At 57.1% G+C, this 22,264-nt stretch carries 38 protein-coding genes; 1 reads left to right on the top strand and 37 read right to left on the bottom strand.

Annotated features, from left to right (window positions below; all coding sequences use genetic code 11):
- Positions 1-250: 250 nt before the first annotated feature.
- A complete protein-coding gene (locus tag CTT34_RS10360; protein WP_159342368.1) occupies positions 251-1,213 on the top strand; it encodes a KilA-N domain-containing protein in 963 nt (320 codons plus the stop codon).
- A gap of 478 nt (positions 1,214-1,691) precedes the next feature.
- On the opposite strand, the gene CTT34_RS10355 is transcribed toward CTT34_RS10360, so the two are convergent.
- The 37 genes from CTT34_RS10355 to CTT34_RS10190 all read right to left on the bottom strand — a co-directional run bounded on the left by CTT34_RS10355 (position 1,692) and on the right by CTT34_RS10190 (position 22,194).
- Entirely contained in the window at positions 1,692-1,985 is a 294-nt protein-coding gene (locus CTT34_RS10355) for a hypothetical protein (RefSeq protein WP_159342367.1), read from the bottom strand.
- A gap of 44 nt (positions 1,986-2,029) precedes the next feature.
- Positions 2,030-2,425 (bottom strand): hypothetical protein, encoded by a 396-nt coding sequence (locus CTT34_RS10350; protein WP_159342366.1) that lies wholly within the window; start codon positions 2,423-2,425, stop codon positions 2,030-2,032.
- A gap of 68 nt (positions 2,426-2,493) precedes the next feature.
- A complete protein-coding gene (locus tag CTT34_RS10345) occupies positions 2,494-3,411 on the bottom strand; it encodes a phage tail tube protein (protein ID WP_162527873.1) in 918 nt (305 codons plus the stop codon).
- A 73-nt stretch (positions 3,412-3,484) separates the two neighbouring features.
- Positions 3,485-3,895: a hypothetical protein gene (locus CTT34_RS10340; RefSeq protein WP_159342365.1), complete on the bottom strand. Its 411-nt coding sequence runs from the start codon at positions 3,893-3,895 to the stop codon at positions 3,485-3,487.
- 379 nt (positions 3,896-4,274) lie between these two features.
- Complete coding sequence (locus CTT34_RS10335; RefSeq protein WP_159342364.1) at positions 4,275-4,670, bottom strand: hypothetical protein; 396 nt, start codon at positions 4,668-4,670, stop codon at positions 4,275-4,277.
- The gene (locus tag CTT34_RS10330) at positions 4,657-5,061 is read right to left on the bottom strand and encodes a protein singed (RefSeq protein ID WP_159342363.1); all 405 of its coding nucleotides are present in this window, start codon (positions 5,059-5,061) and stop codon (positions 4,657-4,659) included. The genes CTT34_RS10335 and CTT34_RS10330 overlap by 14 nt, the downstream gene beginning before the upstream one ends.
- A 257-nt stretch (positions 5,062-5,318) precedes the next feature.
- Entirely contained in the window at positions 5,319-5,900 is a 582-nt protein-coding gene (locus tag CTT34_RS10325) for a major capsid family protein (protein WP_159342362.1), read from the bottom strand.
- The gene (locus tag CTT34_RS10320; RefSeq protein WP_159342361.1) at positions 5,842-6,099 is read right to left on the bottom strand and encodes a major capsid family protein; all 258 of its coding nucleotides are present in this window, start codon (positions 6,097-6,099) and stop codon (positions 5,842-5,844) included. Before CTT34_RS10320 ends, CTT34_RS10325 begins: the two co-directional genes overlap by 59 nt.
- Before the next feature lie 325 nt (positions 6,100-6,424).
- Positions 6,425-6,664 (bottom strand): structural cement protein Gp24, encoded by a 240-nt coding sequence (locus CTT34_RS10315; RefSeq protein WP_159342360.1) that lies wholly within the window; start codon positions 6,662-6,664, stop codon positions 6,425-6,427.
- 33 nt (positions 6,665-6,697) lie between these two features.
- Positions 6,698-7,018 (bottom strand): hypothetical protein, encoded by a 321-nt coding sequence (locus tag CTT34_RS18335; RefSeq protein ID WP_217352955.1) that lies wholly within the window; start codon positions 7,016-7,018, stop codon positions 6,698-6,700.
- 55 nt (positions 7,019-7,073) lie between these two features.
- The gene (locus CTT34_RS10310) at positions 7,074-7,790 is read right to left on the bottom strand and encodes a DUF2213 domain-containing protein (RefSeq protein ID WP_217352954.1); all 717 of its coding nucleotides are present in this window, start codon (positions 7,788-7,790) and stop codon (positions 7,074-7,076) included.
- Positions 7,787-8,614, bottom strand: a complete 828-nt coding sequence (locus CTT34_RS10305) for a phage head morphogenesis protein (protein ID WP_159342359.1) — start codon at positions 8,612-8,614, stop codon at positions 7,787-7,789. Before CTT34_RS10305 ends, CTT34_RS10310 begins: the two co-directional genes overlap by 4 nt.
- Positions 8,601-9,782 carry a phage portal protein gene (locus tag CTT34_RS10300; protein ID WP_159342358.1) on the bottom strand — a complete coding sequence of 394 codons (1,182 nt, stop codon included), beginning with the start codon at positions 9,780-9,782 and terminating at the stop codon, positions 8,601-8,603. The genes CTT34_RS10305 and CTT34_RS10300 overlap by 14 nt, the downstream gene beginning before the upstream one ends.
- A gap of 78 nt (positions 9,783-9,860) precedes the next feature.
- Entirely contained in the window at positions 9,861-10,205 is a 345-nt protein-coding gene (locus CTT34_RS18330) for a hypothetical protein (RefSeq protein ID WP_217352953.1), read from the bottom strand.
- Complete coding sequence (locus tag CTT34_RS10295; protein ID WP_217352952.1) at positions 10,205-11,458, bottom strand: TerL protein; 1,254 nt, start codon at positions 11,456-11,458, stop codon at positions 10,205-10,207. Before CTT34_RS10295 ends, CTT34_RS18330 begins: the two co-directional genes overlap by 1 nt.
- Positions 11,458-11,973 (bottom strand): terminase small subunit, encoded by a 516-nt coding sequence (locus CTT34_RS10290; protein ID WP_302476115.1) that lies wholly within the window; start codon positions 11,971-11,973, stop codon positions 11,458-11,460. Before CTT34_RS10290 ends, CTT34_RS10295 begins: the two co-directional genes overlap by 1 nt.
- Positions 11,974-12,189: 216 nt before the next feature.
- Positions 12,190-12,402, bottom strand: coding sequence for a hypothetical protein (locus CTT34_RS10285; RefSeq protein WP_159342357.1), 213 nt, complete (start codon positions 12,400-12,402; stop codon positions 12,190-12,192).
- On the bottom strand, positions 12,399-12,773 hold the full coding sequence (locus CTT34_RS18475) for a hypothetical protein (protein WP_159342356.1): 375 nt from the start codon (positions 12,771-12,773) through the stop codon (positions 12,399-12,401). Before CTT34_RS18475 ends, CTT34_RS10285 begins: the two co-directional genes overlap by 4 nt.
- 152 nt (positions 12,774-12,925) lie before the next feature.
- The gene (locus CTT34_RS10275) at positions 12,926-13,216 is read right to left on the bottom strand and encodes a hypothetical protein (protein ID WP_159342355.1); all 291 of its coding nucleotides are present in this window, start codon (positions 13,214-13,216) and stop codon (positions 12,926-12,928) included.
- Positions 13,209-13,445 carry a DUF7940 domain-containing protein gene (locus CTT34_RS10270; RefSeq protein ID WP_159342354.1) on the bottom strand — a complete coding sequence of 79 codons (237 nt, stop codon included), beginning with the start codon at positions 13,443-13,445 and terminating at the stop codon, positions 13,209-13,211. The genes CTT34_RS10275 and CTT34_RS10270 overlap by 8 nt, the downstream gene beginning before the upstream one ends.
- Positions 13,438-14,007: a DUF3761 domain-containing protein gene (locus tag CTT34_RS18320; protein ID WP_217352951.1), complete on the bottom strand. Its 570-nt coding sequence runs from the start codon at positions 14,005-14,007 to the stop codon at positions 13,438-13,440. The genes CTT34_RS10270 and CTT34_RS18320 overlap by 8 nt, the downstream gene beginning before the upstream one ends.
- Positions 13,995-14,213: a hypothetical protein gene (locus tag CTT34_RS10260; protein WP_159342353.1), complete on the bottom strand. Its 219-nt coding sequence runs from the start codon at positions 14,211-14,213 to the stop codon at positions 13,995-13,997. The genes CTT34_RS18320 and CTT34_RS10260 overlap by 13 nt, the downstream gene beginning before the upstream one ends.
- Entirely contained in the window at positions 14,203-14,838 is a 636-nt protein-coding gene (locus CTT34_RS10255) for a glycoside hydrolase family 108 protein (RefSeq protein ID WP_159342352.1), read from the bottom strand. The genes CTT34_RS10260 and CTT34_RS10255 overlap by 11 nt, the downstream gene beginning before the upstream one ends.
- Positions 14,839-15,015: 177 nt before the next feature.
- Positions 15,016-15,588: an HNH endonuclease signature motif containing protein gene (locus CTT34_RS10250; protein ID WP_159342351.1), complete on the bottom strand. Its 573-nt coding sequence runs from the start codon at positions 15,586-15,588 to the stop codon at positions 15,016-15,018.
- Between the two features lie 9 nt (positions 15,589-15,597).
- Complete coding sequence (locus CTT34_RS10245; protein WP_159342350.1) at positions 15,598-16,233, bottom strand: hypothetical protein; 636 nt, start codon at positions 16,231-16,233, stop codon at positions 15,598-15,600.
- Positions 16,230-16,424 (bottom strand): hypothetical protein, encoded by a 195-nt coding sequence (locus CTT34_RS10240; protein ID WP_159342349.1) that lies wholly within the window; start codon positions 16,422-16,424, stop codon positions 16,230-16,232. The genes CTT34_RS10245 and CTT34_RS10240 overlap by 4 nt, the downstream gene beginning before the upstream one ends.
- A complete protein-coding gene (locus tag CTT34_RS10235) occupies positions 16,421-16,804 on the bottom strand; it encodes a RusA family crossover junction endodeoxyribonuclease (RefSeq protein ID WP_159342348.1) in 384 nt (127 codons plus the stop codon). Before CTT34_RS10235 ends, CTT34_RS10240 begins: the two co-directional genes overlap by 4 nt.
- Positions 16,801-16,923, bottom strand: coding sequence for a hypothetical protein (locus tag CTT34_RS18600; protein ID WP_302476114.1), 123 nt, complete (start codon positions 16,921-16,923; stop codon positions 16,801-16,803). Before CTT34_RS18600 ends, CTT34_RS10235 begins: the two co-directional genes overlap by 4 nt.
- Positions 16,920-17,252, bottom strand: a complete 333-nt coding sequence (locus CTT34_RS10230; RefSeq protein WP_159342347.1) for a DUF1364 domain-containing protein — start codon at positions 17,250-17,252, stop codon at positions 16,920-16,922. Before CTT34_RS10230 ends, CTT34_RS18600 begins: the two co-directional genes overlap by 4 nt.
- Positions 17,252-17,761, bottom strand: a complete 510-nt coding sequence (locus CTT34_RS10225) for a hypothetical protein (RefSeq protein ID WP_159342346.1) — start codon at positions 17,759-17,761, stop codon at positions 17,252-17,254. The genes CTT34_RS10230 and CTT34_RS10225 overlap by 1 nt, the downstream gene beginning before the upstream one ends.
- A complete protein-coding gene (locus CTT34_RS10220; RefSeq protein ID WP_159342345.1) occupies positions 17,758-18,249 on the bottom strand; it encodes a hypothetical protein in 492 nt (163 codons plus the stop codon). Before CTT34_RS10220 ends, CTT34_RS10225 begins: the two co-directional genes overlap by 4 nt.
- Positions 18,246-18,437, bottom strand: a complete 192-nt coding sequence (locus CTT34_RS10215; RefSeq protein ID WP_159342344.1) for a hypothetical protein — start codon at positions 18,435-18,437, stop codon at positions 18,246-18,248. Before CTT34_RS10215 ends, CTT34_RS10220 begins: the two co-directional genes overlap by 4 nt.
- A 10-nt stretch (positions 18,438-18,447) precedes the next feature.
- Positions 18,448-19,821: a replicative DNA helicase gene (locus CTT34_RS10210; RefSeq protein WP_159342343.1), complete on the bottom strand. Its 1,374-nt coding sequence runs from the start codon at positions 19,819-19,821 to the stop codon at positions 18,448-18,450.
- Positions 19,818-20,930: a replication protein gene (locus CTT34_RS10205; RefSeq protein ID WP_159342342.1), complete on the bottom strand. Its 1,113-nt coding sequence runs from the start codon at positions 20,928-20,930 to the stop codon at positions 19,818-19,820. The genes CTT34_RS10210 and CTT34_RS10205 overlap by 4 nt, the downstream gene beginning before the upstream one ends.
- Positions 20,927-21,388, bottom strand: a complete 462-nt coding sequence (locus tag CTT34_RS10200; protein WP_159342341.1) for a GIY-YIG nuclease family protein — start codon at positions 21,386-21,388, stop codon at positions 20,927-20,929. Before CTT34_RS10200 ends, CTT34_RS10205 begins: the two co-directional genes overlap by 4 nt.
- A 70-nt stretch (positions 21,389-21,458) precedes the next feature.
- Entirely contained in the window at positions 21,459-21,923 is a 465-nt protein-coding gene (locus tag CTT34_RS10195) for a phage regulatory CII family protein (protein ID WP_159342340.1), read from the bottom strand.
- A 64-nt stretch (positions 21,924-21,987) separates the two neighbouring features.
- Entirely contained in the window at positions 21,988-22,194 is a 207-nt protein-coding gene (locus CTT34_RS10190) for a transcriptional regulator (RefSeq protein WP_174788524.1), read from the bottom strand.
- Between the last annotated feature and the right edge of the window lie 70 nt (positions 22,195-22,264).

Below are 22,264 nucleotides of genomic sequence, written 5' to 3'. Positions count from 1 at the left end.
CATTAGCTATATGGGTGCCTTATGACCAGACAACATCCTCAATTCAACCTCCGCCTTGAGCCAGAGCTAAATGCTTGGCTTGAGAAACGGGCGAAAGAGCTACGCCTAAGCAAGACATGGCTAGCCAACCAAGCAATACGGGAGATGATGCAGCGTGAGCAGCAAAAGCCAGCCTGAAACGAAAGAAGCCCCAAGTGCTGGAACACTTGAGGCCTCGAATGTCGACCAAACCACTACGAAAGGTGACAACATGAATTCTAACATCGCAACCGAATCTTCGCAGCTACCCGTTATCGCTGGGCATGAAATTACAACTGATGAGCATGGTCGTTTTAGCCTTAATGCTATCCATAAGGCCAGCGGAGAAGGTGAGCATAAGCGCCCATCAAAATGGACGGTAACAGCCCAGGCAAAAGAGCTTATTGAGGAGCTTGAATCCCAAAGCCCGAAATCGGGCTTTGCTGCAATCGGCTCAAAGCATGGCGGTTCAAGCCGAGGCACGTACGCTCATGAGTTATTAGCTGTCAGCTACGCAGGATGGATTAGCGCTCGCTTTCAACTACAGGTTAATCAGGTGTTTCTCGATTACCGCATGGGTAAGCTGACCCGTGTTCAAAATGACCACACCCCCAAGCGTATCGGCAAAACCACCACCCAGGACCGCGCGCCACTCAAGCAACTGGTCAACACCATCGTCGATGCTCGCACTCGTCGCGGTCATCCGTCTGACTACAGCAGCGCATGGCGAGAGATTAACGGCTATCTCGGACTCGAAAGCATTCAAGATGCCACTCACGAACAAATCGAGCTAGGCATCACCTTTGCTCGCAAAGTGCTGGAAGGGGAGTTGTGCAGCCCACAGGCGGCGCTGCCGGATCAAGCCGAAAGCCTGGAAATTCACTACCCGCTCGAACGCTGGTCAGAAATTAACTCAGGACTGGCTTATGCCTGGAAGCATCAGCCGCCCTTGGGGTGCAAGGGGCGTCAAGCACGATTCGTGCGGCCTGAACATGTATCTGGCGATCCAGCCCATAGCGTTTCTCCCACTCTGATGCTGCTGGGCGAGCTCGTCGCCGCTGGCTATGACGTTGGAGCTTGCCGGGCAGAAGTGCAGGCCATGCGTAGTATGCTAGACGATCTGAGCAGCGTGCATAGCCGCATTCTGGAGGCTTTAGGCCGCCAAATTTCCTACCCTGTTATTTTTAGCCACTAACCACCCAGCCCCGCTCCGGCGGGGTTTCAGGTAACCCCATGATCACAAGAAGGCATTTTCCGCGATGCTTTATCCGCCGACACTCAGGCCTTTACGTTGCCCACTGCATTGATTTTGGGCTTGCATGCCAGCACGAGAATCCAGACGAGGCTATGCGCAAGCTAGAGGCAACGATTGCGAGCCACATTCTCTACATTGCCGATTTGGCAGAGGAGGGGCATTGGGAGGCGGCGAGAATGATGCTTGGCCGGAAGTCGTCATTCTCCATCCGCGCGCAGTACTGGCTTCGATGGATTCTTAGCTACCAATCCTTTGCCTGATTAACCACAACCCCGCTCCGGCGGGGTTTTTATGGCCTGTAGCCTTCTTGATGCAGGTGATTCATAGGCTTTCTCCTTGGTTTTCATAATCGTAGCGCATCGGGAGGTTAAGGGGTAGGGGGGATGTTCAGCCGGGCATGGCGCACAAAAAAACCGCCTTAGTGGGCGGCTTTGGTTTTGCTAGGCTTCTTTTGCTGACTGTCTTTCCAGCGGATCCAGGCGTCGTCCATGGCGCATATCACGGCCACGGCCTCGTCGCTTTCGGCTGGCAGCTCCAGCTTTTCAATCAGATCGATGATATCTAGCGGCGGCAAGGGCAGCGGGATGCCGTGCGTGTGCGGACGACCTCTTGCCGCCAGCCAGTACGTGTCGAGCCAGAACAGGGTCCGCTCATCGGCGTCTGGCCTCTCGGCTTGTTTTGACATGCCAAGCTTGGCGGCAATGGCGGCCATTTTGGTTTCTTTCCCGGACGCCCGTAGGTCGTACTCCAGCACGGCTACCGCTTTTTTTTCTGTGATTCAATCCGCTTATTTTCAAAGCGAGCCATATCGCGCGACTTGCGCATTAAAGCTTCATACAGAGGCTCGTCATTCATCAAAAGCGTTGTCGCGTTTTCTACGCTGTAAGGAACACTATCACCATCAGTGTTAGCAACCTCCTTCCAGTCGCGTAGAACACCTTCAGCAAACTCCTTCGCCTTAGCTTCGATTCGCTTAATGACAGGTATATCGCCATTTGGCCACTTTTCTTGCAACTCCTTTCCGATGCGCTCAATAGCTTCAAGATGTCGAGGGTTTCCGCTCTTGGCTATCTTGAACTGCCCACCATCGATTTCCTCCCATGTGCCATCAGAAATTTTCTCTTGATCATACCGGTTAAAGTTAAATGCCATGGGTATCTCCTTCCGCTCCGCAATAAAAAAGGCAGCCAGGGCGCGGTATTCCCTGACTACCTAAAGGGTTAAGGTGCGAGTACGCGCGTCACTTTTACGGGCGTGAGCTTCGCGGTGAAGTTGAGCTGAACCTGAATAATTGACTCGTTACCACCATCAGGAAGATCGCCGTCCAGCTCAGCGGCAGGAATCTCAAACGTGTAGCTATTGCCCGCCGCGTCTTCCAGCGGGAACACGATGCCCACAGCCTCGCGGGTCAGCATCTTTTTCCAGATTTGGTAAGAGGCTGCCGACCATGCCAGCGTGACCTGACCGGTGATATTGGCTCGCGTGGCAATCAGCGCGCCAGGACCGGCTCGACCAAGGCAGCGCTGTACCTGCATGGTGTTGTCGATCGTCATCGACAGGGCAGATACGCAGGCTTCGCCCGCCAGCGTTTGTCCGTTAATTAGGACGTCGCCGACTGAGGTGGCCGAACCCATTGGGACGGTCTCTGTGGGCGGGTTGATGGTATCGCCGGTCGTGGGGTTGGTGGTACCGTCCTCGCTCTCAAGCGCCATGCCCGTGAAGGTGCAGGTGATCTTGCCTTCTTCGGGGATTTCCAACGCCAGCGTGCCGATATGCAGGCCTCGAAACGTGGCCCATACGCCAATGTCCTGATAGCCCTTGACGTGGGTGAAGGTGTGGCGAGAGCTCCCCACTTCGAGAACGTCTGCGGTCCAGTCGCCGTAAAAGGCGGCTTCGAGTAATTGGTCAAACGACACCGCCGAGAACTCAGCGCTCAAATCCCCTTGATAGTCGAGGGAGGTAATAATCGAGCCGCCCGCCATTCGATCAGCGCGAATTTCCTCGCTCGTCTCGGTACTGACATTCGGCGTCATGCTGTTTCCGGTCAGGCGCAATGTATCCCAAGCGGGTTCAATGGGCGTCACGCCGGGCGTGGTTTCTGCGACTAAATAGCTGACAATCTGAGAGCCGCTAGACATGGGTATCTCCTATGGCCGTTTCACAGGCATAAAAAAGCCCGCGCAAGCGGGCCATTGGGGTGAGTTGTTTAGGTTAGCCAGCGCGCCATGGCAGGCTGACCAAATACATGTACCAGCCGTTTTCCGGCCCCACTCGCTGCACGCTAGCCGTTAGCAGCTCAAGCCCGGCGTCTCGGTAAAATTGAAAGTGCTCCGGCAAGTGAGTCTGCGAGCAGGGCGGCAGGCCGAGGACCCTTGTCGTTCCGGCGTAAAGACTTGGAACTGGGTCAAGCCTGTCCGGCGAACGCCTGGTGGAAGCGCCCTTGTAGGGAGCGAAGCTATCACCATGCTGAATCGTGCAGCGCACCCAGCTTTGCTTGGCCTCGATGGCTGCTTTCAACGCTGGCGATTGCTGCGCGCCGTCATACTCGACCGGTGCGCCGTCCCAGCTCGCCAGTCGGCGCTCGATGGCTAGGCGGATGCCTTCAAAAGTTGGGTTAGCCATACTTCCCCCTCAAATTATTGGCAGCCTTTTGATACACGGCATACGGAGCCATGCGCGAGGTGCCGTACTCGAGGAATTCGCCATAGGGCGTGGTGTTAACCACATGAAAGACGTCGCCGGGACGAAGCGCGGCGATGGCGCGTCTCGCATTGGCAAGAGCGTCGTTCCGTGAAACGTCTCGGCGCCCCTCGGTCAAATGTTTCGTCTGGCTCATTGATCGAGAAGTTATGGTTGGCGAGGTATCGACTAGTGTCTTTGGGCGACTCATAGATCACATCACGCGCCGCCTGCTCTGAGGCCGCCGTCATGTTGACCATTATCATGTCGCGCGATTGAGCGGCAAAGCCCGCGAGCGGACGACTCCATCCTCTAGCCATGGTCACGTCCTCCGAAGCTGGCACGTCCAAGCGACGCGGGCCGGGTCTTGCTTAACATCCATCACGGTCAGGCCGTTGATAATGTCGTCAACCTGCGGTGCGTCCGGCGTATTCGTGACCTCGCCATTCTCGACGCGCCATATCTCGTTCTGCATGGCCGTCAGCTTGGTATCCGTAGCAAGGATGCGAGCGCCGTCGATCTCAAATGACCGGAAGCCGCCGAATACACCACGACCCTGATAACCAATAGTGGTTTGGGGCGTGGTGCCAGTCTCGGGGTCATAGCCGCCGGTGACCACCTCGCGCGTACAGCTAAACACGGTCACGGCGTCGGCCAGACCGTCTTCATCGTTGAACGCTTCGGCAATATCGGCCTGTAGCTCGTCACGTAAGCTCATGGTTGCCATACCCCACAGTGATGCCCATCGGGATGATGCGGTATTGCTCGATCAGCGCTAGGGCGAATTGGACGCGCTCAGGCAGGGCGGCATTTTTGCCGAAGGTGGCCGACACGTCTGCATAGCGCTTTTCGCTCTCTACAGTGTCGGCTTTAACGCGTTTCTGCGTCAGCGCGCCTTGCGTCTGCGTGACGTACAGGCTGCCGTCAGCCGCCGCCGCTGCCAGCTCAGCACCGGCCAGCTTGATCTCCTCCGGCACAGGGTCAGGTATCTGAATGCGCTGGGCCGATAGATAGGCGTTTGCCATGGCGACAAAGCGAGTCTTGTCGGCCTCTGGCGCCCAGGCGTCGCCCAGCTTCTCGTCTACATCGGCAACGGTGACATATTGCATGGCAGCCTCTTGGAATCAGGGAGGGGCCGCAGCCCCTCGGGTTACTCGGCTTTGCCGCCGTCTTTCTTGGTCGGCACCGGGTCGGGCTTGCTTGCCGTTGACTTGGCCAGCACGCCGCGCTTGAGCATGCGGTCCAGGCCAGGAGCCTTGTCGTTCAAAACTCGGCGGTCTTGCCGGGGGCGCAGAACGCGCCGCCCACATTGATGACGCCCTTGGTGGTGTTGCGATACAAACCCATGAATCAAACTCCCACGGCTTTAGTGAGTGACAGCGGGCGGTAGATAGCCACGCCGGAGCATTTGGCGATACAGTCGATCACCATTTCGAGGTTGCGCTTCTCGGCAGGCAGCTGCTCGAACGGGCGCGGAATCTCGATGCTTCATGTTGTCGACGTCGCGTTCATACATGACGGCAGTCGACTCGTTGCCGTTGGCTGCGCTGGGTTCCAGCTCGGTCGAAGCGATAATGTTCACGCCCGGATAGAGAGAGCGGAAGCGCGCCATGACCGATTCCCAGTTGCCGCCCTCGTTGACGTTCTTGCGCATCAGCGCAGAGCGGCGAGTCGGCGCCAGGGCCAGCGTGTTCGGGATGTGGTTATCGAATGACTGGATTTGCACGGCGTCGTACATCGCCAGCAGGTCATCGAGGATTTGCTGGCCGGTGGTCGCCGGGTTGGTCCAGTCGCCTGTTACGGCGGTTTCGCCCAGGTTGGGATGGTTGGTAAAGCCGTAGAAGCCGTGAGCGGCATCGCCGACCAGGGCAACCTTGTTCACCAGCTGGTCAATCGCTTTGCGGGCAACACGACCTTTGCGCTCCGATAGGTTGGTGCCCCATTGCATTAGCCAAGCGCATTTCGTCCAGGCTGTAGCCGTAGGCATCACCCATGCTTTTCAGCTTGAGCGTTTCCTCTTTGCCGACCACATCGACGCGAGGCAGGTCATCAGCGTAGTTCGAGATGAACTTGGCCATGCCGACTTCGTCGTAGGTGCGGTACGTGAACGACTCGGCGTACTCAGGCACCTCGGTGGATACCGGCACCAACTGCAAAGCCGGTCAGTTGCGGCGTCAGGACTTCCGTAAATTCGCGTCTTCACGTAGTCGAGCTGACGCGCCAGGAAGATGCCTTCATCCTCCCGCTCGATGCCCAGGCGCTCGCCTGCATCCATCACCGCCGCCAGATCAGCGGCGTCGTAGTTCATATGCTGTTCGAACATTTCTCAGTTCCTTATGCGAAGGGGTGGGCCAGCTCGACGCAGGCGAGGCGAGTGCCGTCACCCATGACTTCCGAGCGCAGAGCGGAACACGGCGTTAGGCACGGCCGGTACCGGCGTCCGCGTCTTGCACCTTGCCCGTAGCATCGATCTCAACGGCGCCGCCATCGGTCACCGGTGCCCGCGTCGGTGACTACGCACCACGCCAAGCCGCGCGTCAGCACAGACACATCGTCGTACTGGTCGTAGTTATCGATCTTGGTGTGCGTATGCAGCGCGATGCCCGCGAAGCGAGTACCAGCACCGTTCACAACAGCACCATCGGCATTGACGCCGACCACATGGCCAAAATTGGACCACGCCTGCCGCCGGGAAGGATTCGACGCGATCAAAAACCAGCGTCTGCCTTCATGCCTGCGCGAGCTTTATCCATTTCGTAGATCATTGGTCACCCTCCACTTTCTCGCCGCCGCTGACGGGCGGCCATTTTCTGGCGCGCTGATGCGGCACTGGCTGTTGGTTTTGCCGCGCCATCTTGGTGGATGGGCGTCGCTTTTTTGCGCTGACTGGCGGCGTCGTCGCGGCGCTTGTCCGGCGCTTTTCATTGCGATGTCATACGAGGCATTCACGTAGGCGTCATCCTGGCCGTCGAATTTCATGCCGGGAATGAGCTTGAGCGTCACCGCCTCTTTCAGTTGGCGGTCGGTCGCATCCTGCTTGATGTCGACGCCTTGCTCTTTGCACACGGCTTCCAGCTCAAGGCGGGCACGGGCCTGATCAACGGCGTCTTGCTTGATCTTCTCAGCGTTGTCCTCGGCCTCTTTCTTGGCGGCTTCGGCAGCAATCGGCGCGGGCTTTCTCTTCGCTCAGTTTGGTGTTGGCGTCGTCCAGGTCTTGCCGCGTCTTGCGGTAGGCGTTGGCGACCTCTGGCGCGGCATCGTATTCGAGGCCGCTATCGAGACGTACTTTTTCCATGACAGGTAAATCCTCGTCATCAATGGGTGTTGCCGCGTCAGCAGCATCGAGATTGAGGCGGCCGTTACCGGCCCGACCGATGGGCACAACCGCTATATGATTTACGCGGATGTTCGTTTGGCGGGCGTCGTAACGCTCACCGTTGTATTCGCCGGGCTCTTCGATCAGATCGACCGCGTAGCCCACGGATAGCTCTTTCCAGCCGTCTTGCTTGATCACACGCGGGTCGTGGATGACGATATCGCTCACCACGTTGTCGCCGTCCTGGCGACCCTCGCTGGTCACCGTGCCGATCTGGTGGGCTTTGAGGTTGCCAGCGTTGACCTTGCCCGGGTGGCCTTTGGTGATGGGCTTGTTGCGGTAGGTGGCCAGAGAATCGGCCTTGAAAACGTCTTCCGGCCGCCGCAGCTCTCGCCGCTCCTTGCCGTTGCCGTCTCTGTAAACGAAAACGCCCGTGCGGGTCAGCACGGGCGAGTCTTCTAGGTAGCCGTCCTCGGTGAACTTCGCACCAATAGGCACCCGGTCATAGCGGTTTACGCTCATGTCAGTCTTGCCTCGTCGCGTTCAGGCCATTTGGGCTCAGCAAAGCAGCGGCAGCGAACGGCCATACCAGGATGGCCGTCACTAGGTGGACGCTTCCAGCTAAACGTTTCGCCGTTGCGCCGCCCATGTTCCGGCCGCTCCCGACCATCCATGACAGTGCGCCAAGTGTACTCAGCAATGCCTACGCTTTTTTGCCGGTACTCGGTCAGGTTGGCGTTTAGCTTGCCCACTTGGTCGTTGGCGATGAGCTGAGCGCGGTTAACTGGCTGGTCATAAGTAGCGCGTATCGTCTCTTTAAGCTGCGTGACGTTCTGGCCTTCATTAATCGCCCGAATGATCGTGCCTTGCAGGTTGTCGACGTACCGCTCGGGGATGGAACGGATGAGCTTCAGGTTTTCCAGCTCCCAGGCGCGCATCAGGTCATCAAGCCACGGTTCAGCGCGGTTATACGCCTCGCCATAGCGCGCCCTGGTGAGCTTGCGCACTTGCCGCAGATTGAAGTCCTTGATGCGCTCAGCGAAGCGGCGAACGTCTACACCGTCGAAGCTTGCTGTTGAGCCAGTGAAGGCGCGAAAAGCAGTCGAGCCTAGCGTCACCTGAAGAACCGAGTTCAGCAGCTTATTGAGGCGGTCCACCCATGTGCCTTCGTCAATCTCTCCGCCAATGGAGTCAGGGCGGTAGCGGGTCGCCATTTCGTGCAAGGCGGACACTTCCGGCATTACCTGCTTATTAATCTCCACCCGGCACTGCTTGGCCACCCGCTCAATGTCAAGCTGATACTCGCGTTCAATCGCTTCGGGATGCGCCCACTTAGGCCGAGCCATTCGACACCCCCAGGCCGTAGCGACCCTCGTTTGCAGCATCCGCTCGCAGCTCGGCTTCGCTTACCACGCCCATATCAAAGTCGATTTGGCGAGCTTCGGCTTCGGCCTTCTCGGCCTGGGCGTTTTTGTGCCGCGTCTCGGCTGCCTGCTCGTCGGTGGGCGTCCAGAGTGATGGCCACTTGATCTTGTAAGACGAGGGCAGGGCGACGCCTTGCTGGCGTCCGATGGCCTCGATCAATCGCTCGATAGCGGGCTGCGCGGATGTTTTCTGGATGCCCTCGCACAAGTCGTACAAGCCCTCAAGATCGTGCTCGCCCGTGTTGTTCAGTCCAGCCGCAGAGCGTCCGAAAATCTCCGTCACCGGAATACCGAACTGCGCCGAAACGTCGACCTGGCATTCGCCGATCACGTCTTTCACGCCAGACAGGTTCTGGTCGTAGACGATATAGTCGTCTTCGGCGTCCACGGCCACGCCGTTCATGAGCGAGCGCACGTCATCTACGAGATCAACACGCTTTCGTACCAAGTCCTCCTGCCGGTTTTGGATCAGCTCGGCCAGCCCTTTCATTTTGTGAACGGCCTGCTGCTTGCGCTTCATGATTTCCAGGCCAAGGCGAACAGACTTCTGGTAGCGCTCGATAGCGGCATAGCCTTCGATGGCTGCCGAGCGGCCTAGCCAAGGCACCCGAGCGCCTAGCCGCATACGTGCGGGCAGGGGGTCGCCATAAACAGGCAGAATCCGCGACTCATGGACGGTGAAAAAACCCGGTACTACTGGAGTTCCCCATCTGAATGGGGCGCACCTGATACATCTCAGGCTGGCCGTAGTTGCTTTGCCCCGGATCGTCGTAATAACCGCCCGGGGCAAACGGATAACTGATCGATTCCAATGACCCGAATCTCGGTGATCTGGCCGATGCTTCTCCGGCATCGGCTCGTCCAGCTCGCCGGTATCGGTCAGCAGCATCAACGCCGAGCCGCCGTCCAGGCGAGCCCAACGCAGCGCGTCCGACATGTTGCCCACTAAATCCAGTCGGTCGAACTCGTCTGTGATGACGTCGTCATCGTCACCCTCTACCTCAATACCTCGCGACATCGAGAGGTCTGCGGGAATATCGATCACTCGCGCAAAGATTCCGCCGCGGGCATACATCGCGGCGTAATCCAATGGCTGTGGCCTGCTGGCGGCGACCGCCGGTCAATGCCGAGCGATAGCCGTCCTCGTTGTAACTCGGCATGGTGTCTCCTATTCGGCCATTGCTTGGAAGCGGTCAATTGGCGCCTTGTTTGGTGCGTAAAGAATCATGACGGCATCACCGAGGTTGGGTGACTGGGTGCCATCAGGGGATTTGTCGACCACCACCTTTCCAGTGCCATTGATGTGATAGGTAGGCTGAGACAGCTCAAGGGTTAGCTTGGATAGGATTGATAAGCGGCTGTCTATGGATATGATCTCGTCTGGGCGGTATTCCATGCCCTCAACTACTGCTCGGTACGTGCGCTGAAAGCGGATGCGCAGCGCCCACCATGATTGCGCTTTGAGGTTGGCCGAAAAAGTCTTTGTTTTTTCGCTTGGCCACCATTTCGCCATCAGGGGTCAATCACGCCGCCAGAGCCTCGAAATGGCTGTATCTGCAGTAAGGAGCGCTTTTGCTCGGTGCGCTGCTCATTAATTACGCGAGCATCGCCGCGAACACCTGAGCCCAGACCGTCGGCGTCGTAATCAAACCGCTCTCCGCCATGCTCGTCAGTCAGATCAAATGCTTTCTGAACGGTACCGAAAATGTCCGAGCCTTTGCCTGACCACTCTTCGATCAAGTTGAGCAGGATTCCGTGACGTCCGGCATAAGCATTCTTGTCCTTACCCTCATCGGCCACGTCAAGTGCGCCAAATCGTTCACCTGTCGGCTCAATGCCAAGCTTCTTGTGGGCATCGACGGCTGCCTGCACCCAGGCGGACGGGATCAAAACCCCTTCGACCGAAGCGCTGTAGTTAATGTCAATCTCTTGCGCCACAGTCACAGGGTCAAGCTCAGCAACCTGCTTGTCGTACCACGCCTGATCCTTCCTGGGGTCGTCCCGCCAATGGAAGGTAAATACCTTCACCTTTCCGCTATGGCGACGTTGCGCAAAGGAGTTCCCCATGCCGTTCGGCGTCGATATGTCTTGACGACAGTTTGTGGTGGCCGATAGCGAGGCATCCACAAGATGTGGTCGCTCAAGGAAGGCGGACTCATCGACAATATAGAAACCAGCGCGATCACCACGACCGATTCCATCGCCAGACTCGCCTGTCATGACTGATTCTGTTTCTGGAAAGATGACGCGCATATGAGGCGCATTCAGCTTGCGATTCCAGCCACCTCGAAACTCTCGCGGCAGCATACCCATGAACGTGCGCGCTTTCTCAAATAAGGACTTCGGAGACCCGATCTTGTCAACGTACTCCTCTTTGCGCGAGCCAAAGCCTACTGCCATGCCTTGCCGATGCAGGCAGACAGTACAGCCCAGGCCAATCGTCAGCCAAGACATGCCCATGTCGCGGGTCTTCTCAGTAATCCCTGGCTCCTGGCTAGCCCATCGCTCCATAAACCATTCTATCCACTCCTCTTGCCTTGGGAATAACAAGAAAGGGATGCTGGCAGGCAGCCCGCGCTCCGGGTTCCTGGGGTCGTAGGTCATACCCCAATCAATAATGAATTGGGCAGGGTGGTCCCGGTAATAGGCCTTCATAGCCGGAATGCAGCTAGGGTTCTCTCGAATCCTGCGAAGCCTCTCGGCACGCCATTCAAAAACCTGGACATAATCAGGGTTGCGGAAGTCAAATGGGAACGGTATTGGCATCAGTCACCCATCATTTCGCGGTACAGGCGAGCAGCCTCTTGAGGGTTGTCAGTGGTTATACCAAGCACCTCAATGGGCCCGCCCTTTCGGTTACCGTGACCGTGCTGCTCTCGCCACGCCTGAACATCGACGTGCTTGCCAAGCAACTCCAGATTCTTCACCTTGTCGGGCCACTTAATCTTCTTGAGCAGACCAACCTGCTTACGTTCTTCGTCTTGCCATTCCCATAGCTCGGAAACATCCATGCCCGACAGGTACCGGCGCCACGATGATGGCCATTGGTGTACAGGCTTCAAGGATCCGTCATCAGCCAGGATGTCGAGCACGTCCATCTGGTCGATCTCAACTAGGCGGCGAAGTACATAATCGGCGTCGATCTTGGTACGCTCTGAGCGCTCACTCATGCGCTCCTGAATAGCGGCTGCGACCTTAGCATTACTTAACAGCCTGCTAGCCGTCACCTCGGCGCTTCGCTCGGCGTAGCCAGCACGAATAGCGGCCTGCTTGGCATTCAAATCGATCAGGTACTCATCAACAAAGCGAGACTGCCGAGCCGTCAGGCGCGACAGCCTCTTTGGCAGCCTTCTTGGTCATGTCGTTACCTATGGTTAACACACATTAGAGAGCGCCCAGGATAGGAACGCTCTTTGATGCGCATCTACGTCTCTCGACGTGGTGACGGGATGAGTAGCCCGCCTCTCAGATGGATCACCTCCGGCGCTTGCCTTGAGTTAATCGTCATCAATGAGCAGCCGTGTCGCGCTGTCCTGAACAATCAGTGCGGCAACGGCCATGGTCTCGGCGGTGGTGTCATCGCCGTAGTAGCAGATGACTTCGCCGTCCTTGGTCTTACCGATCACCACGCATTCAGCCAGGTCGGCCTGCATGGCGTCTTCAAGCGTTTTGTCTGCGCTGTTGCGGTGGAGTTTGGAGGCCTTGCTCATTCAACAGCCTCATAGGTCGCTTCGAAAATGTCGGGCTTGCATGGGTACCGTTCACCCTTGACTCCAGTAATGATCCAGTCCCCTGGGCAAACGATGTGCCCGCCTTCTAGAGTGTCAATCCAGCCATGAACATGCATTGTCTTGCCGCAATAGCTGCACTCTTTCTCTCCAGACACTTCAGGGTCTCGGTAGTAGCGAACAATGTCCCCCTCCCATTCATTTGCCTTGCGCTCTTCTGGTGAGTATTCGCGCAGGTCATCCAGCGCCTTGTCATAACCAGTATGCGTAACGCTGTAGTCCTTGGGGTGGTCGCCATTCTTGAACCATTGCGCCGCCTCAATTAAGACCGGCTTCTTGCGGTATTTAGCCATCGCATACCTCCAGTAGAATTGCCCGCATATCCAGCGCCCAATCGGTGATTCGTTTCTCGCGCTCGACCAGGGCCCAGTATGCCGAGTCATCCAGCTTGCTGAGCTGGCTGGCTGGTATCTCGGGCAGGCTGGCCAGCGAGGGAATACTGCAGCTAGTCGGTGTCGGGGCCGGAGGAGTGTTGGCGCAGCCGAGGATCACCGAACACAGCAGGGCGAGTGCCAGCGCTCTTGTGCTGATCGTTTTCACGCTGTACATGCTGGGATTCCTCTCTGGCCTTCTCTCGATTGGCGGTGATGCGCTGCTCTTGCTCGCGCCGGGCGCGCTCCTGACTGGCGGCCAGGGCGTTGTCATCGGCTTGCTTGCGGGCGCTGTTCCGCTGCTTGAGCAGTACGCCCAGCGCGCCGACCAGTAACGCAATGACTCCGGCGATGATCTCAAACATCGGGCTTCCTCCGGCGTCGCTCTTGCTCGACAGGCTGCTGCGGGATCAGGCGCGCAACGACGCCAGCAATGGCTACCACGGACGCCAGCACGGCATAGACCCATTCGGGAATCACGCCCTCCCAATGCGGGAGCACGGGCTGCAGGCCATAGAGTAGGGCGGCCGCAACGCCGAGGCGCACCGACCACATGCGATGACCGGCGCGCCATTCGGGGATCAGCTTAGCCATTCAGCCACTCCTCGACGCCACCATGGCCTGAGCAAGTGCCGGGGCCGGTGGAGCCACTAAACGCGCCGGATACACAGCGGGCTTTCGCGCCTACCGCTTCGGGCAAAATGGATTGATCAGGTCGGAAGAAGGGGGTCATTACCGGGAACAGGCCACAGCGGTGCACGACGTCGCCGGTTGTCTCTTTAAGCTTGTGAGGCGGCACGCCCACTAGCAGCGCTTCCCATTGCTGAACGCCTGCGCGTCTGACCTGGGCTTCATCGGCGAAAAACGCGGTCGCACGCACGTTCTTGGCATCGCCGTGCAGCGTCCACCGAATATCCAGGTAGTCGCACTGTTCGCGGTTGAGCGTAGCTGTGCCTGCAATGCGCGATCCAGGCGCGCCATTCACGTCTGCAGGCACGACCGACGTCACTTGTAGCGGTGTGGTGACAGGATAAAAACGGCCGTATAGCTGCGCGCCCGTCGTTGATTGGGCGAACAGCCAGAGCACGAGCAGTGAGCCCGCGACCATCGGCCATGAGAAGAACAAAAACCGCAAACTCAGTTTTAGCTTAGCCATTTCTTGATAGCCTCCCCGACAGCACCCCATGAAGCGATGCCAGCGGCCATGATGCCGAGCGCTACGACCGTACCCTTGCTCACGCGGGCCACGAATACCCAGCCTCGGTAAATCCTGATCATTTCGCGGATCAGGGCTTTTTCGTCGTCGTCAAAGCAAGGGTCACCGCAGGCTTTGCGCTCCAGCTTGTCTAGTTCATCGGACACTGCGGCCCCCTGTCTCAATTTCGGAGTAAAGCGATACCGCCAATCGGTCGGCGTGATCGCTCTCTACTTCATTTCGCAGGTTGACGACGCGCTTAAACCAGCCGTAGGCGAAATCCTCTTGACGCTCGTCGCGCTCGGCCAGCCCGCGACAGAAGGCGATGCGCACGCCGTTGATTGACTCAGCCAGGACATATACGCCAGCGCCGCCACGCGCCTGTCGGAAATCAGTTAGAGCGTTCAGCGTGCTTGGGCCAACAGCGCCATCGACCTTGAGGTCAGGAAACAGTTTTCCGCGAGCGTTCAGCACGTTGAGTGTGCGCTGCAGCTCCTGGGCGGCGCGCCCGGGGCCAGAGTGAACGCCAAAGTCGAACAGGTACTCCGCAAGCGTGGCGCTAATCGGCGCAATGCGGTCGAGTCGAATACTCGTCCAGTAGCGGGCTTCGTAGATACGCACGGCCAGCGACTTGGGCAGGCTGCGCATATCACCCCGGTATCCGTTCTCTCGAGCGACTGCGACGGTGATGCCGTAGTTGGTCGGCCCGCCACGGTCAGACGAATGATTTACGTAACCGCCTTCGCGGTCGATGACCGAGGCCACCAACCGTTGTTTTAGGCTGGTAGCCATTGGACACCTCGGAAATAAAAAAGCCGCCAAAGGGGAGAGGCGGCAAAGACCGTCGAAACAGGAACAGGAACGAAAAAGCCCGCGCTGCGGCGGGCTGGATCGGAAAGCAAAAAGCCCCGCACGATGGCGAGGCTTTGAATTAGGTGCTGATTAAGCGTAGCTGTCACAGCTTGGAATTTATTCTAAGCTATCCACTCGTTTTTGCAATTTATTTTTTGGTAGGCCGTGCCTTTTTGTAAAACCCCGTTGGATTCTGGCTTTTCTCGCGGCTTCGCCAGCCTTATCAAGATCTGTAAAGCGACCCACGTACACGCTTTGACCATCGCAATTGAACCTAACCAGCCAGCGACCGCCTTTGACGGGCGTTACGCCGTTATAGCCCGACGTATTGTTCTTGCTCATTACTCGGTTTCGGGCGTTTTTGCATCCAGTGCCGTCCCGTAAATTTGAAAAGGCGTTATTGAGCCCATCTCCATCGCGATGATCAATCTGCTCTGGCGGCTCCTCTCCAGTCTCAAGCTTCCATGCCACCCGGTGGGCGAAAAAGGTTTTTGATGGACCGGAAGGGTACTCCACAGTAACCACCCGATACTTTATACCTGAAGTAGACTCAACTATTCGGCCAGCCTCTTTGCTCAGAAGGCGTTTTGAGTTTTTCTTCTTTCGATATTGCAATGAACCTGTTTCAGCGTCGTAGATAAATTGAGCCCTGAGATCAACAAAAGATGGTAGTGATTTCCTATCGTTCATAGGTCCTCCTCACGCTGCGCCTTGAATCTCTTTTTGCTCAATCCAGACCTGCAGTAATCGCCGAGCCTTAAATGCACAATCCTGCAGCGCCTTAACTGTGTGGAATGGACGCACCGGAGTTGGCGGTTTGTACATCTCCATCTCCTCTTTACTCATTGCCGACACTTCCTCGCAAAGCTCTTTCAGCTCTTCTTTATCAGGCAGTGCGGTTTTTGCGCGAAACCCAATGCGACGTAATAGCAGGTCTTGCCTCTCAATCATTTGCCGCGCCGTGACCATGAAGTCGCTATCACCCATCTTTTCAGGGCGGATGCGGGCGGCCTGAAGCAACATTGCCGCAGCCTGACGCTTCGGCAGCCTATCCAGTAGCGCGGCGCAGGCGCGATGCCATGCGCTTTCTGGGTGGTATCGCATTGCGGCGATCATGGCTTGATCTGAACGCCCGCCACCTCCCATCACCTCACCAGCCATCGACGCAACGCTAAAGGGCTGGTAGCCGATATTTTCGTGCCGCATATCAAGTTGTAGCTCAAGCATGGTGTCGATGATGCGCTTAACTGCTGCGTCTCTTGCCACATCGCTACGCGCAGCAGCCTCTACAACCGCCCATGGATTAGATACGTTTAACCAGTCGTCGTAATTCATACCGCCCCCTGTTTGTGCTTTTCCGCGATACGCCGCGCCTGATTGCCATTCTGTGCGTCGCCGATTTCGCTGCCCTGGTGGTAGACGATGAATAGATCAACGCCGCCGCAGGTGAACTTGCTTATCTGGTACTGGCCGCAATCGGAGACGATGCAGCGATCGTTCGCCTTGTCTTTGAGACGCCATTTCACGCTGCTACCTCGCTTACCGGGATAATTTCGACCCACACGCCGGTATCGCCCTTGCGATCAATCAGCGCGGGCGTATTGGTGACGTTGCGCACGTATTCGTCGGTGTCGTCATGCAGCACCTTGGCCTTCACCAGCGCATCCTCGACCAGCTTGGCCGTCATGCTGTTGTTGCTGGTGTCGCGCTTGCGGACGCCTTTTCCGAGCTGCGGCGTGAACACCAGGTCAACTCGGGTCGATATCGGTATGTCGATATCGAGCTGACGAACGACCGCCTTGACCGCCTTCAGCGCACCATCCTTGGCGCGCTTGCGTACCGACCAGTGAACGCCTGAGTAAATCTCGTTGGTGCTTGGGCCGTAGAAGGGGATGAATATCCTCACTGCTCGTCCTCCAGCGGCTCACCCTGGTCATCCAGGCCTTTGAAAATGAACGCCGTGAACGCGATCAGCACCACGGCGCCGATCGACAGTAGGACGGGAATGGTCCATAGGGCGGTCATAGCTTCACTCCTTTGATAGTCACCACGCCCAGCTCGATAAGGCGCAGGAGCGTCCGCGTCTGAGCGCGGCGCATGTACCATTCGCGCGGGCCAGCGTCTCCGTGCGGCCAATTAGTACGGCCATCGATGCAGTCGTGGCAGGATGAACAACAGAACGCAGCGGAAATGTCGTTACTCTTGCGCCCCATGCCGTGCGATTCATCCGGCAGGTGTGCCAGTACGGTTGTTTCTGGATTGCCGTTGCAGACGCCGATGATGCCGAGCGTGCACTGCTCACCACGGGCAGCGTTGCGGATGTGTCTTGATTCGATACGGGTTGCTTTGAGCATCACGCCACCTCTCTGTAATCGTGCGGGTTAATGCCCTTTAGGCCAGGATCAGTCAGGCGCATACCCTGGGCGGTGAAGTGCTGGTAAATCGCATCGAGGTAGCGAGACTTTTGCTCTTTGGTCATTAGGCGCGTGCAAGGGAAGTCCAAAGGCTCCTGCATCAATTCCAGCTTGGCCTCATAAGGCAGCGGCTTAACGATGCGGTCGTACTTCTCTTTGAACTCGGGAAGCTCCCAACGCAGGATCGGTACCGCAAAGTGCAGCTTGCAGAAACCGCGATACTCTTCAGCGGTGTGGTCGCCTTGGGCCTCTGCCTCAAGGAGCCACTTACGTTGGAGCTTGTTTTGATCAACGCTGCGCTTCACTTGGCGCTTCTGAACGATGATCTCCACGTCTCCCCATAGCTGAATGGCGTCGGTTAGGACGCGGGGCAGTTTGGAGATAGCAGCCATAGCCTCTTGTAGAGTGGCGGCACGACTGACGAACGGCTTGTTGGCTGGCTTACTCATGCCGCTTTCCCCTTTTTCAGTCCCAGGTCAAACGCCTTGCGGTAAACGCTTGCCTCGCTTCGGCGCAGCTCAACAGCGATGCGATGGCAGTCCCAGTTAGGCTTCGAGTAATGGTCCGCCAGGAACTGCTTTTCCTTCGGCTGCCAGGGCTTGTTGGTCTTTTCGCGGAGTTCGCGCTGCTTGCGCTTCTCGACATGCTGCTTTTCGTTCATTGACCGCAACGCGCCTTGTACGCCGCCCTTGCTGCATCCCAAGAGATTGGCAATGGTGTCATCGCTCAGCCCTTGGCTTTTCAGCTCGGCAATGCGGGCATAGTCCAGGCGGCGCTTGGGACGCTGTACGCCTAACAGCTTGGCGGCGGCATAAATCTCGTTCTCGCTGCGCTCCAGCTTTTCGGCGATCCGCTTCACCGTCCAGTCCGGGTCGCCATAGGTTTGGGCGACCAGCTCTAGCTCGACGGCTTCCCAGGGGGTGAATGTTGTGGTCATGCAGCACCTCCAATCCATGCGGTAAACCGATCCATAAACCCAGGCTTAGCCATCGCCTTGAGGTCGGCTGCCGTGTAATACCGCTCACCCTCGGGCGTTGAGCACTTCACGCTGCCGTTGCCGTACTCGATGCGAACGACGATGCCTTTGGCGCGGAGCTGGGCGCGTTGTTTGACGGATAAAGACATACATCACCCCCTATACGGCGAACTTGTCGGCTTGCGTGGGCGCGGAGTTTTGACGCGGAAACTCGCGGTGATAGTCGGCGATGTTCTCGGCAGTCGCTGGCTTCAACTGGGATCGGCTCAAGTCGCACACAACGCGAACAGTGCCGACCTCGCCATCACGCTGCTTAGCCACGATCAGCTCAGCAACGCCGGGGTATTCGCAATCCGGGTTGTGCTTCGCTTCGCGGTAGATGAACAGGATCATGTCGGCGTTGTGCTCAAGCGACGCTGATTCGCGTAGGTCTGACATAACAGGCCGCTTATCGCTTCGCTTGGTGTTCTCACGATTGATTTGCGCCAGGAGAATGACCGGGCAGCCAAGCTCCTTGGCAAGGATCTTGGCCGACTTGGATACTTCGGCCATCTGCTGTTCACGCGGGATGGTCTTGTCGTCTGGCTGTACGATGCCCGCGTGGTCAATGATCACGCAGCCCAGCTCGCCGTAATGCTCTTTCCAGCGCTTCGCGGCGGCCCGCATTTGAGAAGGTGTGAGTCCAGGGCGGTCATCAATAACAAGCCCAGCTTCCTTTGAAGCAGCAAGGCCCGCCGAAACCTGGCTCCATCCTTCGTCGTTCATGAAACGGCGCGGGTTTTTCAGGGCGTCCAGCTTCACACCAGAAAATGAGCCCAGAACCCGGTTAAAAACCTGCTCTTTCCGCATCTCAAGCTGAAACATGAGCGCCGGTTTCTTCTGCCGTAGGCATACGCTGTCGAGAATGTGAGCCGCCACCACGGTTTTACCCATGCCGGATTCGCCGCCCAGGACGATGAGGTCCTCGGGGTGCATGCCGCTGGTTTTTGCATCAAGCTCTGGTATGTTGAACAAAAGCCCCATGGGGTCGATCGTTCCCTCATTCCTAGCTTCCAGGTCATCGATCCAGCTCGACAACCATGATTGAACTGGTTGCACAGTGCCTGCGCGCTGACCAATAACACTAGCGAGCTTTGACTGTGCTTTGTCGATCAGGTCGGGCAGGCTGGTGTGATGGTTGCCAACCTGCTCGGTAATCTCACTCAAGTGAATGCTCAGGCGACGCCGTAAAGCCTTGTCGCGAACAGCGGCTGCGTAAGCCTTGGCGTTTTCGATGCTCGGTGTCGAGCGGGCCATCTCGCACAAACCTTGAAGCCCGCCGTAGTGCTCCGAATAGTCACTGACAAGCTCATGCAGGGATACCGGGTCAACCTCGTTGCTCAGTGCCAACTGCTGCAACCCTGACCACATCGCCCGGTGGTGCTCCACGTAGAAGTCTTCCAGGGATACAAAGTCAGACACGATGTCGATTTGCGCAGGATCGAGAATGCAAGCTCCGATGACGCTCGCTTCCGCCTCATAGCTGTAAATCATGCGATCTCTCCCTTGAAAATCTTGATCGTCTCCTGCTGCTTGACGGCCCAGGAGAGGCGGCACCAGCGCGCTGATTCTTCACGGTGAATGCGGTCTACAGCCGCTAAGCGACGGAAGACCTCTCGGTAGAATTCAATGCCTTCAGGTTCTTGGGTGAATACGGGCTTGCCAGTGCTGGAGCGCGGCTTGGTTTTGAAGTTGTGCCAAGCGTTAGCCAGCGCCTGGAATCCATGGCTGTCGGGCGTCCAGTCTTCAGGGCTAACCTTCTCGATGTGCGCGGGCATCTCGGTATTCCATGCTTCGATGATGGCGACATGTGGGCAGCGCTCAGGGAGTTCGTCTTCCCAGCGCTGTTGGTTCAGGTAGGTTTTAGGGTGAAGCTTTGCGAATCCAGGAACGGCTGCATCCAGGCGAGTGCGGATGTCGTCGATAAGGCGAGCAGTGAACGCTGCCGGGTCGCTTTGTTTTTTCAGCAACGCAATGAATTTCTGCTTGGCTGGCTTCTTGCCGTCCTTCGGTAGACCTGCTTGCCAAAACTCGTTGAAAAGAGATTCAAGATCGTTCGACACGTGCTCGTCGGACGAGTCCGACAAGGGGTTAATATCTTTCCTATCTTTCCTATCTTTATTAGATTCACGGTTTTGGTGAATGAATTGTTCACCATTATCGTGAACGAGTTGTTCGGCATTATGGTGAATCATTCCCGATTCTTGATTGGCTCGCTTAACCCTTTTAGATGCGCTTGATTTGCTCTGCCATTGGTCATAATTTTTATTGAAACCAATAGGGCCCTGGCTATCGCCAACACGGTAAAGAACACGGCGGCGAAGAAGTTCCGCAACCGCTTCAGAGACGCTTGTTGCAGGGATTCCAAGACCCTTTGCGATGTAGCTAGTGCGAAGCACTTTATGCTTTACGTGCCACCCCCACGTTTCATCAATGATGAATAGGACGATGGGGTATTCGGAGCCACGCAGCCTAGCGCGTCCAAGTGCGCGCATTACCTCATGACTAATGCGTACATAGCCGTTTTCCAATTGAGGGCCCCTTGGTTGCTCTTCGGGCACCTGATCGGGTTCGTGTCCAGGTAGGTAGGCTAGATTGCTCATTGCGCGCTTCCCCCGTCTAGAATCGCCATGAGGGATTTGATGGCAACCTTGCCTTCAGTCTTGCGGCGCTCAATTTCCTCATATGTCATTTGTACGACAGGCTCAGGTATCGCATGCAGCGCATCACCAGCGCGGTTATCCGTGACAGGCTGATAGAACCTAGATTGGCCAGCAGCTACCAGAACAGACGCCGCCGCTTCTGTGTCGCTGGTAAATTGAAAGAACTCACGGCGCGCATTGCTGCGTGAGTTTCGAAGAAACAGGTGAACATCACGCTCCACAGCGGCGGGATTGTAGGTAGTGATATCCAACACCTTGTAGAAGGCCGCTGGCACTGACGTACCGCGTGACAGTTCAGAGATGCGCACTTGCACCGATTGAGTCGTGAATCCGATCTTGTAGAGCCCTGGCATAGCAGGGTTGGCAAGAACGTAGACAAATCCATATTCAGTAGCCATAATGTCTTCACCATCTTTAGTTAGTTGATTAGGCCCGCCACGCTCCCCAGCGAATTGGTGGGCTTTTTCGTTACTGGACCGCCTTCAGCGCGGCCTTCCCGTTTTTGTGCATCGCTTCGATGCGGCTCATTACCGTGTTTGCCTTTACGGCCACCTCCTTCCGATAGCTGCGGATTTCGGCCAGCTCCTTGTCACAGATCTCCCCGTCAGCCTTGGCGGCGCGGATCGCTGCAACGAAACTCGCTATCACCTCGTGCTGATCCATCAGCAATTCCTTGATCTCTTCCTCGATGTCGCTGAACTCTTGAGCGACAGGCGTGGCCACCATGCCCATCTCGTCCAACAGCGCTTCCACCAAACGCGGGTCTTTGGTGAACCGCGCCATCTGCCAGAACTTGCGCAACGAAATAGGGCGGTCGTTGTTCGGGTTGAGCTGATTCAGTAGGCCGTTGTAGGAGCAGCCCAGGTCATCAGCGAGGCGCTTGTGGCCGTAGTCTTCTGCCACCGCCTGAATCATTGCTGTCAATTTATCCATGTATGAAACTCGCTCTTTCTGGAACCTACCCAGGCTTTGCCGGGGCGCTAAGATAGGGGTGTGGTTAGGCGGCAACAGCGCCGAACACGTCAGGACGCAATTGGCTAGCCTTGATCTTTCCTTTGGTGGCTTTCACAACAGCCATAACCCGAGCTGCCGGAACGACCTTCCATTGGGAGATGGCCTGGGAGCTGATTCCGATGGATCGGGAGAGAGCAACCGGGCCGCCAGCTAGGCGAAGCGCCTCTTGCATTGCTTGTTCCGGGGTCATAGGGAAATCCATGCTTAACGTAATTGGTCAAAGTGTAAGCCATACTTACCCAATCGGGCAAGGCATTCTT

This window comes from Halomonas meridiana (assembly GCF_009846525.1).
Classification (GTDB): Bacteria; Pseudomonadota; Gammaproteobacteria; order Pseudomonadales; family Halomonadaceae; genus Vreelandella.
The sequence above is the reverse complement of the archived record's forward strand: the minus strand, read 5'-3'. Positions and strand labels throughout refer to the sequence as shown.

What these genes read in the sequence shown, in the direction of transcription:
- CTT34_RS10360 (WP_159342368.1), top strand. Translation starts at nt 251, where the DNA reads ATGAATTCTAACATCGCAACCGAATCTTCGCAGCTACCCGTTATCGCT.
- CTT34_RS10355 (WP_159342367.1), bottom strand. Translation starts at nt 1,985, where the DNA reads ATGGCCGCCATTGCCGCCAAGCTTGGCATGTCAAAACAAGCCGAGAGG.
- CTT34_RS10350 (WP_159342366.1), bottom strand. Translation starts at nt 2,425, where the DNA reads ATGGCATTTAACTTTAACCGGTATGATCAAGAGAAAATTTCTGATGGC.
- CTT34_RS10345 (WP_162527873.1), bottom strand. Translation starts at nt 3,411, where the DNA reads ATGTCTAGCGGCTCTCAGATTGTCAGCTATTTAGTCGCAGAAACCACG.
- CTT34_RS10340 (WP_159342365.1), bottom strand. Translation starts at nt 3,895, where the DNA reads ATGGCTAACCCAACTTTTGAAGGCATCCGCCTAGCCATCGAGCGCCGA.
- CTT34_RS10335 (WP_159342364.1), bottom strand. Translation starts at nt 4,670, where the DNA reads ATGAGCTTACGTGACGAGCTACAGGCCGATATTGCCGAAGCGTTCAAC.
- CTT34_RS10330 (WP_159342363.1), bottom strand. Translation starts at nt 5,061, where the DNA reads ATGCAATATGTCACCGTTGCCGATGTAGACGAGAAGCTGGGCGACGCC.
- CTT34_RS10325 (WP_159342362.1), bottom strand. Translation starts at nt 5,900, where the DNA reads ATGCAATGGGGCACCAACCTATCGGAGCGCAAAGGTCGTGTTGCCCGC.
- CTT34_RS10310 (WP_217352954.1), bottom strand. Translation starts at nt 7,790, where the DNA reads ATGAGCGTAAACCGCTATGACCGGGTGCCTATTGGTGCGAAGTTCACC.
- CTT34_RS10305 (WP_159342359.1), bottom strand. Translation starts at nt 8,614, where the DNA reads ATGGCTCGGCCTAAGTGGGCGCATCCCGAAGCGATTGAACGCGAGTAT.
- CTT34_RS18330 (WP_217352953.1), bottom strand. Translation starts at nt 10,205, where the DNA reads ATGGCGAAATGGTGGCCAAGCGAAAAAACAAAGACTTTTTCGGCCAAC.
- CTT34_RS10295 (WP_217352952.1), bottom strand. Translation starts at nt 11,458, where the DNA reads ATGCCAATACCGTTCCCATTTGACTTCCGCAACCCTGATTATGTCCAG.
- CTT34_RS10285 (WP_159342357.1), bottom strand. Translation starts at nt 12,402, where the DNA reads ATGAGCAAGGCCTCCAAACTCCACCGCAACAGCGCAGACAAAACGCTT.
- CTT34_RS18475 (WP_159342356.1), bottom strand. Translation starts at nt 12,773, where the DNA reads ATGGCTAAATACCGCAAGAAGCCGGTCTTAATTGAGGCGGCGCAATGG.
- CTT34_RS10275 (WP_159342355.1), bottom strand. Translation starts at nt 13,216, where the DNA reads ATGTTTGAGATCATCGCCGGAGTCATTGCGTTACTGGTCGGCGCGCTG.
- CTT34_RS10270 (WP_159342354.1), bottom strand. Translation starts at nt 13,445, where the DNA reads ATGGCTAAGCTGATCCCCGAATGGCGCGCCGGTCATCGCATGTGGTCG.
- CTT34_RS18320 (WP_217352951.1), bottom strand. Translation starts at nt 14,007, where the DNA reads ATGGCTAAGCTAAAACTGAGTTTGCGGTTTTTGTTCTTCTCATGGCCG.
- CTT34_RS10255 (WP_159342352.1), bottom strand. Translation starts at nt 14,838, where the DNA reads ATGGCTACCAGCCTAAAACAACGGTTGGTGGCCTCGGTCATCGACCGC.
- CTT34_RS10250 (WP_159342351.1), bottom strand. Translation starts at nt 15,588, where the DNA reads ATGAACGATAGGAAATCACTACCATCTTTTGTTGATCTCAGGGCTCAA.
- CTT34_RS10245 (WP_159342350.1), bottom strand. Translation starts at nt 16,233, where the DNA reads ATGAATTACGACGACTGGTTAAACGTATCTAATCCATGGGCGGTTGTA.
- CTT34_RS18600 (WP_302476114.1), bottom strand. Translation starts at nt 16,923, where the DNA reads ATGACCGCCCTATGGACCATTCCCGTCCTACTGTCGATCGGCGCCGTG.
- CTT34_RS10230 (WP_159342347.1), bottom strand. Translation starts at nt 17,252, where the DNA reads ATGCTCAAAGCAACCCGTATCGAATCAAGACACATCCGCAACGCTGCC.
- CTT34_RS10225 (WP_159342346.1), bottom strand. Translation starts at nt 17,761, where the DNA reads ATGAGTAAGCCAGCCAACAAGCCGTTCGTCAGTCGTGCCGCCACTCTA.
- CTT34_RS10220 (WP_159342345.1), bottom strand. Translation starts at nt 18,249, where the DNA reads ATGACCACAACATTCACCCCCTGGGAAGCCGTCGAGCTAGAGCTGGTC.
- CTT34_RS10215 (WP_159342344.1), bottom strand. Translation starts at nt 18,437, where the DNA reads ATGTCTTTATCCGTCAAACAACGCGCCCAGCTCCGCGCCAAAGGCATC.
- CTT34_RS10210 (WP_159342343.1), bottom strand. Translation starts at nt 19,821, where the DNA reads ATGATTTACAGCTATGAGGCGGAAGCGAGCGTCATCGGAGCTTGCATT.
- CTT34_RS10205 (WP_159342342.1), bottom strand. Translation starts at nt 20,930, where the DNA reads ATGAGCAATCTAGCCTACCTACCTGGACACGAACCCGATCAGGTGCCC.
- CTT34_RS10200 (WP_159342341.1), bottom strand. Translation starts at nt 21,388, where the DNA reads ATGGCTACTGAATATGGATTTGTCTACGTTCTTGCCAACCCTGCTATG.
- CTT34_RS10195 (WP_159342340.1), bottom strand. Translation starts at nt 21,923, where the DNA reads ATGGATAAATTGACAGCAATGATTCAGGCGGTGGCAGAAGACTACGGC.
- CTT34_RS10190 (WP_174788524.1), bottom strand. Translation starts at nt 22,194, where the DNA reads ATGACCCCGGAACAAGCAATGCAAGAGGCGCTTCGCCTAGCTGGCGGC.